This window comes from Shimia biformata, assembly GCF_016888515.1.
In the GTDB taxonomy this organism is placed as follows: domain Bacteria; phylum Pseudomonadota; class Alphaproteobacteria; order Rhodobacterales; family Rhodobacteraceae; genus Shimia_A; species Shimia_A biformata.
The window spans coordinates 267,210-281,711 of sequence record NZ_JAFEJK010000001.1; the positions used below are offsets into that span (position 1 = coordinate 267,210).

The following is a 14,502-nucleotide window of genomic DNA, read 5'->3' on the forward strand; positions in this document are numbered from 1 at the left end:
AGCATGCCTGAGTGTGACAAGGTCGCCCATGGTCCGGGGTCACGCCGAACGGCGGCGACGCAATCGCATTTCCCGCCGCTTGCTGATGATATCCTGCCGCTCAACAGCCCGTTCGCCGCGCTCGGCAGGCGTTGGCATTTCCTGCGCCCGCGTGGGAGTGTCGCCAATCAGCGCATCCACTCGCTTTGCAAGATCAGCCAATACCGGGAAACGGAAGATATCGGTAATCGACAGCGCGTCGACATTTCGTTTCGCCCGAATTTCGCGATGCGCCTGAACCGCCAGCAGGCTGTGACCGCCAAGATCAAAGAAACTGTCCGACAGGGCGACATGCTCGATGGCCAGAACCGCCTTCCAGATCTCGGCGATGGCTTTCGCGGTATCGGTGGGCATTTCAATGGTTGCCACGGATTTCGCCCAAACAGTCTCTGGTATCGCCGCCTTACGCACCGGTTTGCCCGGCGCAGGCAGAGCCTTGCGGTCGACCTTCTTGTTCGGTGTCAAAGGAAAGGTTTCGACATTCACGATCCGCGACGGCACCATGAATTCCGGCAAACTATGCGCCAAAACGCTGCGCAATCGGCCTTCCTCCACCGGTCCCCGGACATAGCCAACCAACCGAACATCGCCTGGCTCGTCCTCGCGCGCCAGAACCACCGCCTGTTCGACTCCAGGGCATGCCTCAAGCGCGACCTCGACCTCGCCCAGTTCGATACGATAGCCGCGTAACTTGACCTGATGGTCTGCACGGCCAAGGAAATCCAATGTCCCATCCGGCCGCCAGCGCACAAGGTCACCAGTGCGATAGAGACGCCCCTCGCCAAACGGGTTCTCAATGAAACGTTCGTCCGTCAGTTCTTCGCGCCGCCAATAGCCGCGTGTGACCCCTGCACCGCCGATCAAAAGCTCTCCGGGCGCGCCAACAGGAACCGGCAACAACGCATCATCGACGACATAGACCTGCGTGTTGGCAATTGGCGCGCCGATGGGCACGATGCCATCGGCCATGGTTGCCTTGCCTGTCGTGGACCAGATTGTCGTTTCGGTCGGGCCATACATGTTCTCGATCTCTGCCCGCGTGATCGTCGAAAGTTCGGCAACCTGCGTGCCCGACAGAGCCTCTCCCCCAATCATCAAATGCTTGACCTGACCCAGCGCAAACCTCGCCTCATCGTTCATGGCAAGCATCCGCGCCATAGATGGTGTGCATTGCAGATGAGTGACCTTGTGGCGTAGGATCTGGGCTGCAATAGACACGTCGCTATCGGCCAGCGCACCACCCGCGTTACAACGCTTCACCACCTCAGCCAAGGGCTTCAACCCTTCAAGAACCACGTCGGCCTCGATGCCATAATCGATCAGGCAAGCGACCTCGGTCACCCCGATCCGCTTCACGCGTTCCACCCGGTCGACGCAATCCTCGACCGTACCGAACAGGCCCGATTCCTCGAAATAGCGCAGGAAGGCAAAATCCAGGATGCTCTCCAGCTCTTCCTCGCTGAGGATGCCAAGATCGAGGTCAAAGGCATTCTTCGCCCCCTCGGGCCGTTTGAAGGCGGGGAAGGCCCAGGCATATTGCTTGATCAGGCCGGCAGCTGAACGCAGGTAGTCCTTCATCGGTTCACGCGCGATCTCGCGCGCCTTTTCGCGATCATCCGCCACGAATGTATGCAACATCAGCGTCACGGTGAAATCATCCGGGTCATAGCCATTTTCGCGCAATGCGGCGTGATAGAGACGGATTTTTTCACCCACCTCGTCGATGCTCTGACCCAGGAGATGGGTCAGCACATGCGCACCGTGCCGTCCGGCATCCTTCCAGGTTTCGGGGTTCCCGGCCGTCGTCACCCACAGCGGCAAGTCGTCCGACACCGGTCGCGGCTGAGTCACGACGCCGTGCATCTTGCCGTCCTTGCGCGGGTATTCGACCGTGTCACCGCGCCACAGCGCGCGCAGTTCCTGCATCTGTTCGAACATCACCTCGCGGTTCTTTGGCGGTGTGTTCTCGGGCCGCAAGACAAAATCGTCCGGCTGCCAACCCGACGCGATGGCAAGTCCGGCCCGGCCATTGGTCAGGTTGTCGATCACCGCCCATTCCTCGGCGATGCGGGCGGTGTGGTGCAGCGGCGCGACGCAGGATCCCGCCCTGACACCGATGTTGCGCGTGACGCCAGCCACCGCCGCCCCGGTCACAGAAGGGTTGGGATAAGGCCCGCCAAAGGCGTGGAAATGGCGCTCGGGCGTCCAGACAGCACAGAACCCGTTCTGGTCGGCAAACTGTGCCCCTTCCAAAAGCGTGCGATACTTGTCACGCCCCTTGCCATCGTCATTTCCCCAGTAATAGAGACTGAACTCCATCCCCGTCTCTCCGGTTGGCACCCGGCCGTCCGAAATCTGAGTACGGTTTTCATCGCCGCTGAGGACCAGCTTGAACCCCCGCGCCAGCGAATAGAACAGTTCCAGCACCGAAATATCGAAACTCAGCGATGTAACCGCGAACCATGTCCCCGCCGGATGGTGCGGGATGCGCCCATCCATCCCGGTAAAGAAATTAGCAACGTTACGGTGTTCGACCATGACGCCCTTGGGCAGCCCGGTCGACCCGGAGGTATAGATCAGATAGGCCAGATCGCCACCCGTCGCGCCACCATCCACCCGGTTGTCTGGTGCGGCTGCGATGCGGGCGTCGCCGTCGATCACAAGCACCTGCGCACCGCTATCCGGCACCGCATCGGCCAGGTCAGACTGCGTCACGATCACCGCCGCACCACTGTCAGTTGCAAAATGCGCCAGGCGGTCGGCGGGATAGGCCGGGTCCATCGGCACATAGGCCCCGCCTGCCTTCAGAATGGCAAGCGCCGCAACGACTAGTTCGGGCGAGCGGCGGCAGAACAGCCCGACCAGCACACCCGGAGCCACCCCCATCTGTGCCAGAACATGCGCTACTTGGTTGGCGCGCGCGTCCAGGTCGCCATAGGTCATAGACCTGTGTTCGAACACCAGCGCGGTCGCGTCGGGTTGCGTTTTGGCCTGCGCCTCGATCTGCAAATGCATCAGCGCATCCGGGTCAAAACCCAACCCGGTCTGGTTCCAGTCGAAAAGGACCTCGTTGCGCTCTTCGTCCGTCAGCGCGCTGATCGCGGTGGTGGGCTGTTCGGCATCGGCAGCCACCTGTCGTGCCACATGTTCAAACCGCCGCGCCAGCCGGGTGGCATGGCTGTCCGACAAACGGGAGGTGTCAATCACGAAATGGGTGCTACGAAATGCATCGCCCATCACAAGGGTTATCGCAGCGCCCTCGATTGCCTGTCCGCTTTCGTCAAAGGTGATTGCGATATCAGGCACCGTCAGCGCCGGAACAGCGGGCATTCGCAAAGGCAGATCAGCGGCAAAACCGGGATAATCGGCGCAGAAGGCAAGGTCATCGCGAAGTACAGCGGCAAGATCGCTGCAAGCTCTGCCCGCGATCGTCGGCAACCGCATTGGCACCCAGTCGCTGACATAGCCTTTGGCAGTGGGGGCGTCTGCGAGTTTGACCGCAATATCGCTTTCCGTGGCCACTCCACCCGCGTCTGCCCAGATGGTCAACGCCGCGAGGCACTGTGCAGGTGTCAGGTGATCAGGCAGCGTCAGGGCGATGCGGCGCGTGTCACGCAGTTCATTGGGGTTTTCGACCAGCGGCAACGCGGCGGGGACAAAACGCGACAGCCGCGGCAGCCATTTGTCTTCGGATCGCGCGACCTGCGTGGCGACGTTTGTCAACATCTCGGCATGGTCCCGGTCCGGCACGGCCAGAATGTCACCGGTGCGGGCAAGCTGCGCGGGAGCAATCGCATGGCCAGACGTCGACCTGATCGAGGTCAACCGGATCGCACCACGTCCGCAGGCAACGGTCAGACCCGATTCTTCTGCCGCCAGAACAGTGCCAGGAATGGCATTTTGTACGGGATTAGAGACCAATTCAGCACTGTCGACATAGTGGACGGCACCGCCCAGTACCACCTTGGGCAGAGCCAGAGGATTGGGATAGTCGCCATGATCCAAAGCCCGCACCAGCGCCACGAGATCGCTCGCATCCACCCGAAAATCAAGCCGCGCTGCCGCCGTGGGACGCTTGGCCTTGCCGAAATAGCTGCGTCGCGCGAAATCCTGAGGTTGCCGCTCCACAGCACCATTTTCCAGGCTCGTGATCACATCACCAAAACTGTCAATCGCGGCTTCGTAACACTTGGCGTTCAGGGTCAGGGCCGTATCGCTCTCGACAATATCGAACGTGCGTTGGACAAGGATGTCGCCCCGGTCGGCGCCCGCGTCCATCAGATGCCACGTTATGCCATGCTGCGCCTCGCCCGCGATCCGCGCCCAGACCGGCGCGTTCAACCCGGCATAACGCGGCAAAGGGCCGTCATGGAAATTGACCGCCCCCTTGGACGCCAGCCGCAAAACCGACTCGGGCAACATATCCAGATTTGCGATGCTCAGTAGCCAGTCGACCTGCCGTCCCGCCATCCGATCCGCCACTTCGCCGTCCGAAGGCACCACGTCGAAGCCCTGTTCCCTCGCATTGCAGGCGATATCTTCCGAATGCGTGGCAATGGCGACAACCCCATGTCCCGCCTCGCGCCAGGCGGCGGCGCATTGCAGCACCAGGGACTCGTTACCGATGAACAAGGCATTCAAAACGGATTTGAGGATGGTCATGGCAGATCTCCTGCGATCGGCGACGCGGCCGTGGCTTCGGTCAGCGCGGGTATGTTGCGGCCAGGTACGCGACGGAACATCCCGCGCAGCGAATGGGCCAAAAGATCGGTCAGGAACAAGTCAGGATCGCGTTTCGGTTTGCCGCCGATCCAGCGGCGCACCCGCCAGATCACTCCGCCCGCAACATGCGCCAGCGTTGCAGCCGCCCCATATAGGACACCGTGGTTCTTTCGGAAGTAATAGTGCCGCGCCTCCAGCCAGAACCCCGGGATCCGTTTCCAGCTCTTCATCCCCGTCGAAACCGAACCGATATGCTCAACCCGGCTGCCGGGTGCGTAGTCAATCTTCCATCCCGCATTGACAACGCGGCGGCAGAGGTCGGTTTCCTCGAAATAGAGAAAAAAGTTCTCGTCAAACAAGCCGACCTGCTCGACCACGGAACGGCGCAGCATCATGCTGGCCCCAGCCAGCCAGTCGACGCGCGTGGTGACATTCGGGATCGGCAGTGGCACCACATAGTTGGACAGAACGCGGCTGATAAAACCCAGCCTCGCCGCGCCCTCAAACTCTCCGGCGATTGAGGGAAATCGGAAGGCGGAGTGGTGCGGCACCCCGTCCGAACCGTAGATAAAGCTGCCCGCCACACCTGCATCCGGCGTGGTGACAAGATGGTCAATCAGGACTTGAATCGCCTTCGGTTCGACAAAGGCATCCGAGTTCAGAAAATACAGGAAATCAGGTGGCGCGGGCATGGTTGCCATCCCGTGGAGAACGCCGAAATTGTTACCCGCCCCAAAACCGCCATTGTATCCGGACGCAACCAAATCGACGCGCTCGGACGGCCAGCCATTCGCCTCGATTCCTGCCTGAATCGTTTCAAAGCTTCCATCGCCACTGTCATTGTCGACAATGACAATACGGCCCTCAATTCCCTGCATCGCGACCAGCGCAGCCTTGGCCGCGCGCAGGGTCATCTCGGGCGTGCGATAATTCAGAATGACGGTCAGCAGGGTGTGATCGGCGGTCATTCCGCGGCCTCCCGCCTGTCAGCACGCGTGCGCAGGCGTTGCGCGGCCTGCTCGATCACCGATTTCATCCGCGACGCCAGCACCCGCACATTGGGTTCCAGCACCATCGAGTCATGGTCACCCGGGACCTCAAAGACCTGAAGCTCGGAAACCCAATCACCCCAGTCGTTGTCATCGGTGACATAAGAGCGCTCGTGATTGACCAACCTGCCATGACCCAGATCCCATTTGCCGACCAGCGGCGGACGGAACAGCGCGACGGGGCCGGACCAGGGCCGCAATTGATAGCCAGCTACGGCATTCAGAAATGCAGCTTCAATCTCGGCATTGTGGAAGTGATGCGACGTGTCGGTCCCAACCTTTTTTTGCGCCCTTTTCGTCTTCTCCCAGGCGATACGCCGCTTGAACCAGACGAACGGATAGGCAATCCCGCCGCGCTTCAACTCTTGCAGTTGGATCTTGATCCGGTCGCCGGTCGTCAGTGGGCGGCGCCTCGGAAGAGGCGTGTCCAGCATGACGACAATCGCAACCTCGTCACCGCCCTCCTCCAACTGTCGGGCAATTTCATAAGCCGTGATTCCACCCCCCGAGAAGCCGCCAATAAAATAGGGGCCTTCGGGTTGCACGGTCTTGATCTCGGCCAGATAGTCGCGCGCCGCCTGTTCAATGTCGTCATGCGGCGCGGCATCGCCAAAAAGCCCACGCGCCTGAAGCCCATAGAATGGCCGGTCCGCGCCGATCAGGTGGGCAAGGTGGCGCAGGTTCAACACGTTGCCGAACATGCCTGCGACAAGGAAAAAGGGTGCGCGGCGACCGCCTTCGCCGTCATGCATCGGCACGATATGGGTAAAGCGGCGCGTCGGCGCTTCTTCGACCGCGGCGCCACCGCCGCTGTCAGCCTGAGGCCCGACGCGGCCTTCGATCAGCCTGGCAATTCCGGCCACGGTGGGCGCCTCGAACAGGACCGAGATCGGAAAGTCTGCGTGCCAAGTCTTCTTGATCATCGCAAACAGACGCACCGCGATCAGGGAATGCCCGCCAAGGTCAAAAAAACTGTCCTCGACCCCAACCTGTTCGACACCCAACAGCTCCTGCCAGAACCCCGCCAACGTACGCTCTATGTCGTTACGCGGGGCGATGAAGTCATTTTCGAGCTCGGGCCGCTCAAAAGCCTGACCACTGATGGCGTCATCGGACCCGGCGGCCTCGGCCTGTTGTTTCAACGCTTCCAGATCAAGAGAGGAAATTACGATTTCAGGCAGGCCCAGTGCCATCGCCAGTTCAAATTCTTCCACGCCTTCCCAGGCCATGATGCCTTGGCTCAGGTTATAGACCAACCGCTCCTCCGAAGTGGACAGCGGCCTGTCTGCGCTGCGGGTAAGGTCATCAAATACCACCTCGTTCGGTCGTGGCGGGGCGGCAGAGGTGAAGGAGGTTGTGCTGTCGACCCGCCGGATCGAGAAACTCTGAATGACGGCACAGACCTTGCCATCCGGCGTGGCCAGAGTGACGTCGAATCCCGCCTCGCCTGACGAGGCATCACCATGGGTCAGCGTCACGTGACTGACGATCTCGGACGGCAGGTCGCAATAGACCCGAACCCGGCCATAGCTTAGCGGCACCCACAGATGCCGAGCCTCGTATCCGGGGATCAACTGCATCGCCCAGCCGGTGGCAAGGTCCATCAAAGCAGGATGCAGGCGGAAACCGTTTTCCGAAATATCGCTCCTATGTTCCGGTTCCAAAGCCAGCCGCGCCAACCCTTCACCTTCGCCAATCCGGGTCGACTGCAATACCCGCCAGCGCGGGCCGAAATTCAGGAACGCTTCTTGCGGCGAACGCAACGAGCTTTTGGTGGCATTTTTGGTCACCGGCAAGCTCGCTTGTAGCCCTTCCACGTCCAGCGCGGGGAACGCAGGCAGGCGCCCAAGAAGAATTCGCGCTTCGGCATGAGATAGCCACGCGGCGCGGCCATCAATCTTGCAGGCGCTCATCACCTCGACATGATAACCCTCGTCCGTCCGCGTCAGACGCATCCGAATATGCGCCCGACCACCGTCGGCGACTGGCAAAGGCCGCAGGAACAACAAGTCGCGGATTTCGAACGGCCCGGTTTCGCGCTGTTCGGCCAGCGCCTCGGCGATCAGCTCAAGATATCCGGTGCCGGGCAACAGGGCCTGCCCGTCGATGGTGCGGTGTTCGTCGATAATCCAGTCGCGATTGGTCAGCGTGGTCTCAAAGATTCGGTGGCCATTTGCGTCGAACCCCGCCTGTTGCAGAAGCGAGGCGTTGGTCGGGCACATCTCGGGCGGCGCGGCCTCTGCGGTGCGCGATGCCACCGCATCAGCAGCCATTCCGACATCCGACCATAGGCCCCAGTTCACCGCGACCACCTTGGTTTTGCCGCCGGCACGGGACTGGGCATAGGCGTTCAAAAAGGCGTTGGCGGCAACGTAGTCCACCTGGCCCACCGGCGCGGTCACGGTCGAGGACGACGCAAACAGCGCCATCCAGTCGATGCTGCCATCAGGAAAAATCGTGTCCAGAACCTCGGTCCCGTGCAGCTTAGGGGCCAAAACGTCGTCGATATCGATCGAGGTCTTTGCCAGAAGCGGCGCATCTTCGATCACCCCGGCAGCATGGATCACGCCGTTGATCGGGCCAAAGCGATCGCGGGCGTCGGCAACCGCACGCTTCATCTCGTCCAGATTGCAAACATCGGCATCAACACACAGAACCTGACCGCCCAGTGCCTCAAGCCGTTCCAACGCGCGAATGCGGCGGGACATGCGGTCAAGGGGGCCATGGGTGGCAAGGTGATGCGCCCAGTGATCGCGGGCGAGCACCCCGCCCCGCGCCACCAGCACGACCTTGGCCCCAGCCTGACGGATCATTCGTTCAGCCAACGCCTGACCGATCCCGCCAAAGCCGCCAGTGATCAGGTAGGTGCCGCCATCCTTCCACACTGGAAAATCCCCGGCGGAATGTGTTTCGGGTATCTTGCGGTGCAGCCGTTCGAACCGTTTGTCACCGCGCCATGCAGCGATCAGGTTGCTTGGCGGCGAAAGGGTTTCTTCCAGAACACGATCGACCAATCGCGCTCGGTCATCTGTCTTGCGACCGGGCAGGTCGACATCCAGAAGCGACACGGTCACACCGGAAAGCTCGCGTGGGATCACCTGCACAGGGCCGAAAGCCGTAGCCTTTTCAGGATGTAACAGCGGCTCTTGCCGGACCCGCACCGCCCCGCTGGTCAGCGTCGTCAGGTGAATCGGGCGCGGCAAGCCCTCATCCTCGATCGCCTGCGCGAGGAAGAACAGGGAATACAGCCCCTGTTCCTGATTGCGATGGAAAAAGGATGATCCGGGACGGAAGGTCTCAGACTCGGTAAACAACCACATATGCAAGATGCGGTCTGGCGCGCGGCCATGTGCCATCAGATCGGCGACAAGCGCGTCATAGCCCTCGCGCCCACGCTCTGGTGCAAGGGAATAGCGATCGTCAGACAAGCGCGCGAACCCATCACCGGCCGAGACTTCAACCACTGAATGACCGGCGGCACGCAGTCGGGTCGCGATATCGGCCCCGATCCCGCCCTCATCGGTGAAGATCAGCCAGCTATGCCGTTCGGCAAGGTGCAGTTCGTGGCCGACGTCGATCTCGCACTCGGCAAGGCGGGGTTTCCACGCCGGAACCCAACGCCAACCGGCCCGGTCGTCAAGCCGAACAAGGTCAGCATAGTCAGTATTCTGAACCTTGCCCGGCTCGATAAAATACGGGCTTCGCTGGAAAGCATAGCTGGGCAAAACCACGCGCTGGCGCGGCGTGTCGCCCCAGTATTGCTCCCAGTCCACATTCAAACCACAGGCCCACAGCCGCCCAAGCACCTCAAGGAAAAAGGCGTCGTCGGTTACGTCTTCTTCCGGGTGGCGTAGGGCCGGAACAACCCTGTCGGGTTTGATAGCCCCATTCATCCGCGCCAGGGACGACAGCGCCTTTCCGGGACCGACTTCCAGAAAGACGCGGTTGGGGTCCTGCGCCAGCGTGGTCAGGCAATCGCCAAAGCGGACGGTGTTCCGCAAATGGTCAACCCAATAGTCTGGATCGGTGGCGTCCTGGTCCGACAGTTCCGCCCCGGTCCGGTTCGAGATGATCGGCAGACGCGGCGGCGACAGAGTAATGCTGCGCAGGTAATCCCTGAAACGGTCCAAAACAGGCTCTAACATTGCGGAATGGGCCGCTATGTCGATCTGGATTCGTTGGGACTCGACATCGTTGTCCGAGAGCGTCTCCGCCAGCGCGTCGAGTGCCGATCGCGGCCCAGAGACCACGGTCAACGTCGGTGCATTCAGCCCGGCAATATCAATGTCATGGCTCAGATACGGCTCAAGATCGCCAAGCGACAGAGGCACCGACAACATGCCGCCCGGCGCAACCGTGTCAAACAGGTCGCCGCGCAGCTTGACCAGACCCAGGCAATCCTCAAACGACATCACCCCGGCAAGGCAGGCGGCTGTATTTTCACCCATTGAGTGACCAACCAGCGCGGCGGGTTGAACACCCCAACTGATCAAAAGCTTCGCCAGCGCTACCTCAACCAACAGGATCAGGGGCAATTGCTTCGAGGGCTGCTGAAGCGCCTTTTCCGCCGCTATAGTGTCTGTTTCTTCTGCCAACCACAAATTTTTTAAATCGCCCGCACCATTGGCGGCAAGCCAGTCAAAACCGCGGTCCATCCAGTCACGGAATACCGGTTCCGTCTCGTAAAGATCGCGACCCATGAAAATATATTGCGCCCCGCCTCCGGGGAACATGAACACCGGCTCGGGCATCCCATTCGCCGAATGGGTAAAGACCCGGCGCGGGTCCATGTCCTCAAGCGCCTTGGTCGCTTGTGCATGTGTTTCGGCCACGACAATGCGCCGCTTTTCAAATGCCCGCCGCCCATTCATCAGGGTGAAGGCGATATCTTCCAGCGGCTGTTCGGGATGGTCCCGTAGGTGCTGTGTCAAGTTCTTTGTGTTGGCGTCCAGCGCCTTCGCAGTGCGGCCAGAGATCGTCAGAACCTGGAACGGAAAATCCGATGGCAAAGACGGCGCGCGTTCGGGTGCCTCTTCCAACACCACATGCGCGTTGGTCCCGCCAACCCCTAGCGAGTTCACGCCGGCGCGGCGTGGTCCCTTGTGGCTGATCCAGTCGGAAAGCCTGTCATTGACGTGGAATGGACCTTTTTCAAACGGGATCGCGGGGTTTGGTTTCTCATATCCCAACGAGGGCGGAATCTGCCGATTGTGCAGAGATAGAGATGTTTTTATCAGGCTCGCCGCCCCCGCCGCCGTGTCGAGATGGCCGATATTCGTCTTGACCGACCCGATGCGGCAGAACCCTGTCTCCTGCGTGGTTTCGCGGAAGGCTTCGGTCAAGGCGGCCACCTCAATCGGATCGCCAAGATAGGTGCCTGTCCCGTGACACTCGACATAGTCGATTGTATCCGCCGTCACCTCGGCCAGTGCCAACGCCTCGGCCACCGCCGCCGCCTGCCCGTCAACTGACGGGGCGAGATAGCCAGCCTTGGCAGACCCATCATTGTTCACGGACGATCCCTTGATCACCGCCCAGATATGATCGCCGTCCGCCACCGCGTCAGCCATACGGCGCAACACGACAACCCCCGCCCCCGAGCCAAACACCGTACCTTGTGCGCGGTGATCGAAGGCATGGCAGTGGCCGTCGGGCGACAGAATTTCACCCTCTTGGAACACATATCCCCGGCCATGCGGCAACTCGATCGTGACACCGCCCGCCAAAGCCATGTCACATTCACCGTTCAGCAGTGACTGGGACGCATAATGCACCGCCACCAGCGAGGTCGAGCATGCGGTCTGTATCCCCAGACTTGGACCCTTAAGGTCAAGGATATGAGACAGACGGGTGGACAGGAAATCTTTGTCGTTCCCGGTATGACGCAACAGGAACATACCCGTCGAATCGACCAGATCCCGGTTCGAGCAGATGTTGAAATAGAAGTAGCTGCCCATGCCGCAGCCTGCGAAAACGCCGATCGGCCCATCGAAGGTCTCGGGCATGTGCGCGGCATTTTCGAACGCCTCCCAGCTGACCTCCAGGAACTGGCGGTGCTGCGGATCCATGATCGCCGCTTCCTTGGGGCTGAGACCAAAGAACTCGGCGTCAAATTTCTCAAAGTCGTCCAGAACCGCCGCGGCGGGCACGTAGTTGCGATGCCGCATGCGTGCCGGGCTTTCGCCCGCCGCCTCCAGCGCGGCCCTGTCCAATTGGCGGATCGACTCGATGCCGTTTTTCAGATTGTGCCAATAGGCGTCCAGCCCACCAGCCCCAGGTAGATGCGCGGCCATACCGACAATTGCGATATCCCCATCACCCCAGGAAACGGTCTGGTCATTCGCGGTCATCCGCCACTTGCCTCAATCACACCTGCCACAGCCGCCATGTATTCACATGGCGACCTTTGTTGCAAAGCTATCCAGATGCTTTTGCCGCGTGATGGAGATTTTAGGGCAAATTGAGGGCGTTCAGCCCGGCAATAGCCTCGGCGTTCCGGGACAGGATCAGGATCGTCAAAATCAAAGAAACACTCCAGAATATCGCGTCATGCAACGGATCCCACGCACCATAGCGCCGCGCCAGTGCCACCACGAAGGGCGCGATCAGCACCATGGCCACCCCTTGCCCAACCAGCGCGCCCGGCAATCCACCAAGGCTCACTCCGACCAGAAGCCCGGCCACCATGAACAGCGCACGCCAGACGGACAGCACGAAGTAGCGTCGCGACTCGCCCGCCGCCAGCGCCGCGTGGTCATAGGTCGCCATTATGACCTGCGGCACCAATGCCAGTGACATCAACACAACGACGCCGCCAGCCGGCAGATAACGCGGGTCATAAAGCAGCTCGACCAGCCACGGCCCCAAAAGCGCAAACGCAAAAATCAGCGTCAGGATTCCCGCCGTCAGCACTATCCGCAGCTTGCGCAACTTGGCAAAGTTCGCCGGAGAGTCGGCGGGCGGGGCCTCGCGATAGACCGGGATCAGGATGCGGCGCAGCACCATCCACCCCAAAAGCAACGGGAATGAGGCCAGGAAATAGCCAATGTTATAGACGCCCAACGCCCCAAGGCTGAGGTATTTGCCAAGGATGATCTTGTCGCCCTGCGCCAGAAGGAACCCGGCGATCGTTGACAGAAAGATCCATTTTCCAAAGCGCACCAGTTCTTGAATTGCCGCCGGCTCCCAGCGCAGGCGGTTGCGGTGTCCGGGCAGAAGGGCGCTGTAAAGCAACAGCTGCATCGCGCTTGTCGTCACCGCACTGACCACCAGCGCCCAGATCGACATGGTGACCCAAGCCACCAGCACCCCAGCCACAAGACCAACCGTCTGCGACACCAGATCGATCACCGTTACACGCCCCAAGGCCAGATGCCTTTGCGCCGTGTCCAACCGCGTCGGATTCAACCCCGCGATCAAAAGCGTCAGGCCGACCACGGGCAAAAGCTGAGCCAGTTCCGGCGCGTCATAGAACTGGGCTGCGGGCCACGCCAATGCAACGGTCGCCAGCCACAGAACCACCCCGCGCAGGATTTGCAGGGTCCAGGCCGTGTCAAGGAAATCCGGGTCGTCACCGCGCTTGTTCTGCAGGATCGAATGGCCGATTCCAAGATCCGAGAAATTGGCCAGCCCCTGCATGAAAACCCAGACCAGCGCCATAACCCCGAAAGCCTCGGGAAACAGTAGCCGGGTCAAAATCAGGTTCGACGCCAGCCTCAGCGCCTGACTGCCACCATACCCAAGAACCGTCAGTGCGGACCCTCGCAAAGCTCGCGCGCCCAGACCACTGCCGACCAGCATGGCCCGGATGCGAAGGGGTGTTGGAACACTCATCGGCCGCGGCTCCAATGGTTATCCTTCGCGGGCACAAGCTTCACGGTCAGCGCCACTGCCGCATAGACGGCAAACCCAATCGGATCGCGCAGGAATAGTGTCGCTTTCTCTCGTATACCCATGTCCGATTTGTCATCATTCGTCAGCAGGTCGGGATATAGCGCAGCGATCTGCGCCACACCCGCATTCTGACGCCGCCGCACGCGGACAAGGTTGCCGAAACCCTCGACCAGCGGCCAAGAATACGGCGCCGTCACACGGACCCGTTCCGCTGGGGAGAACAGCAACCGCACAAAGGTATCGTCTGAGATAATGTCAGGAAACCTGCCCCACCGCGCCCGCCCTGCGGCGTTCACTGCAAACAGGCCAGCACCAGGCACGCCTTGAGTCAAGAACGGTACGCGGCCATAGATGCGGCCATATGCGCGGCTGACCGCCGTGCGCGCGCGGGCAAGGCACATCACGCCGCTGGCGTAAATCGGTTCAGACCTGGCCAGCGTCGCGGCCAATTCTGCCATCAGGCCAGATGACACAATGACATCAGCATCCAGATAGACCCGTGCACCATTTCGAGCCGCGCGGTCGCCGGCATTGAGCGCCCCGGGCTTGCCACCTTCCGGCAGTTCTAGAACCGTCAGATCCCAGCCCGACGCAGTCGCGTCATTGACCAAAGCCCGCGCGCGATCCGCTGTGTCATCGAGGCATCCGTTTGCCACGACGATCACCTCGGCACCGCTCAGCGCAGGGGACGCAAATACCGCCCGCAGGCAACGCCCGATCAAGGCCGCTTCGTTATGGGCAGGAATGATGATGCTGATCACCGTAGGGTCCGTCCGACTGCTCATGCTCAAGTACCACC

General features: G+C 61.0%; 5 protein-coding genes. All 5 read right to left on the reverse strand.

Annotated elements, in window-relative coordinates:
* Positions 1–39: 39 nt before the first annotated feature.
* Entirely contained in the window at positions 40–4,701 is a 4,662-nt protein-coding gene (locus JQ863_RS01235; protein WP_204112516.1) for a MupA/Atu3671 family FMN-dependent luciferase-like monooxygenase, read from the reverse strand.
* On the reverse strand, positions 4,698–5,729 hold the full coding sequence (locus JQ863_RS01240; protein WP_204112517.1) for a glycosyltransferase family 2 protein: 1,032 nt from the start codon (positions 5,727–5,729) through the stop codon (positions 4,698–4,700). The genes JQ863_RS01235 and JQ863_RS01240 overlap by 4 nt, the downstream gene beginning before the upstream one ends.
* Positions 5,726–12,160 carry a type I polyketide synthase gene (locus JQ863_RS01245; RefSeq protein WP_204112518.1) on the reverse strand — a complete coding sequence of 2,145 codons (6,435 nt, stop codon included), beginning with the start codon at positions 12,158–12,160 and terminating at the stop codon, positions 5,726–5,728. The genes JQ863_RS01240 and JQ863_RS01245 overlap by 4 nt, the downstream gene beginning before the upstream one ends.
* Before the next feature lie 100 nt (positions 12,161–12,260).
* The gene (locus JQ863_RS01250; protein ID WP_239113188.1) at positions 12,261–13,643 is read right to left on the reverse strand and encodes an oligosaccharide flippase family protein; all 1,383 of its coding nucleotides are present in this window, start codon (positions 13,641–13,643) and stop codon (positions 12,261–12,263) included.
* Positions 13,640–14,488 carry a glycosyltransferase family 2 protein gene (locus JQ863_RS01255; protein WP_204112519.1) on the reverse strand — a complete coding sequence of 283 codons (849 nt, stop codon included), beginning with the start codon at positions 14,486–14,488 and terminating at the stop codon, positions 13,640–13,642. Before JQ863_RS01255 ends, JQ863_RS01250 begins: the two co-directional genes overlap by 4 nt.
* Between the last annotated feature and the right edge of the window lie 14 nt (positions 14,489–14,502).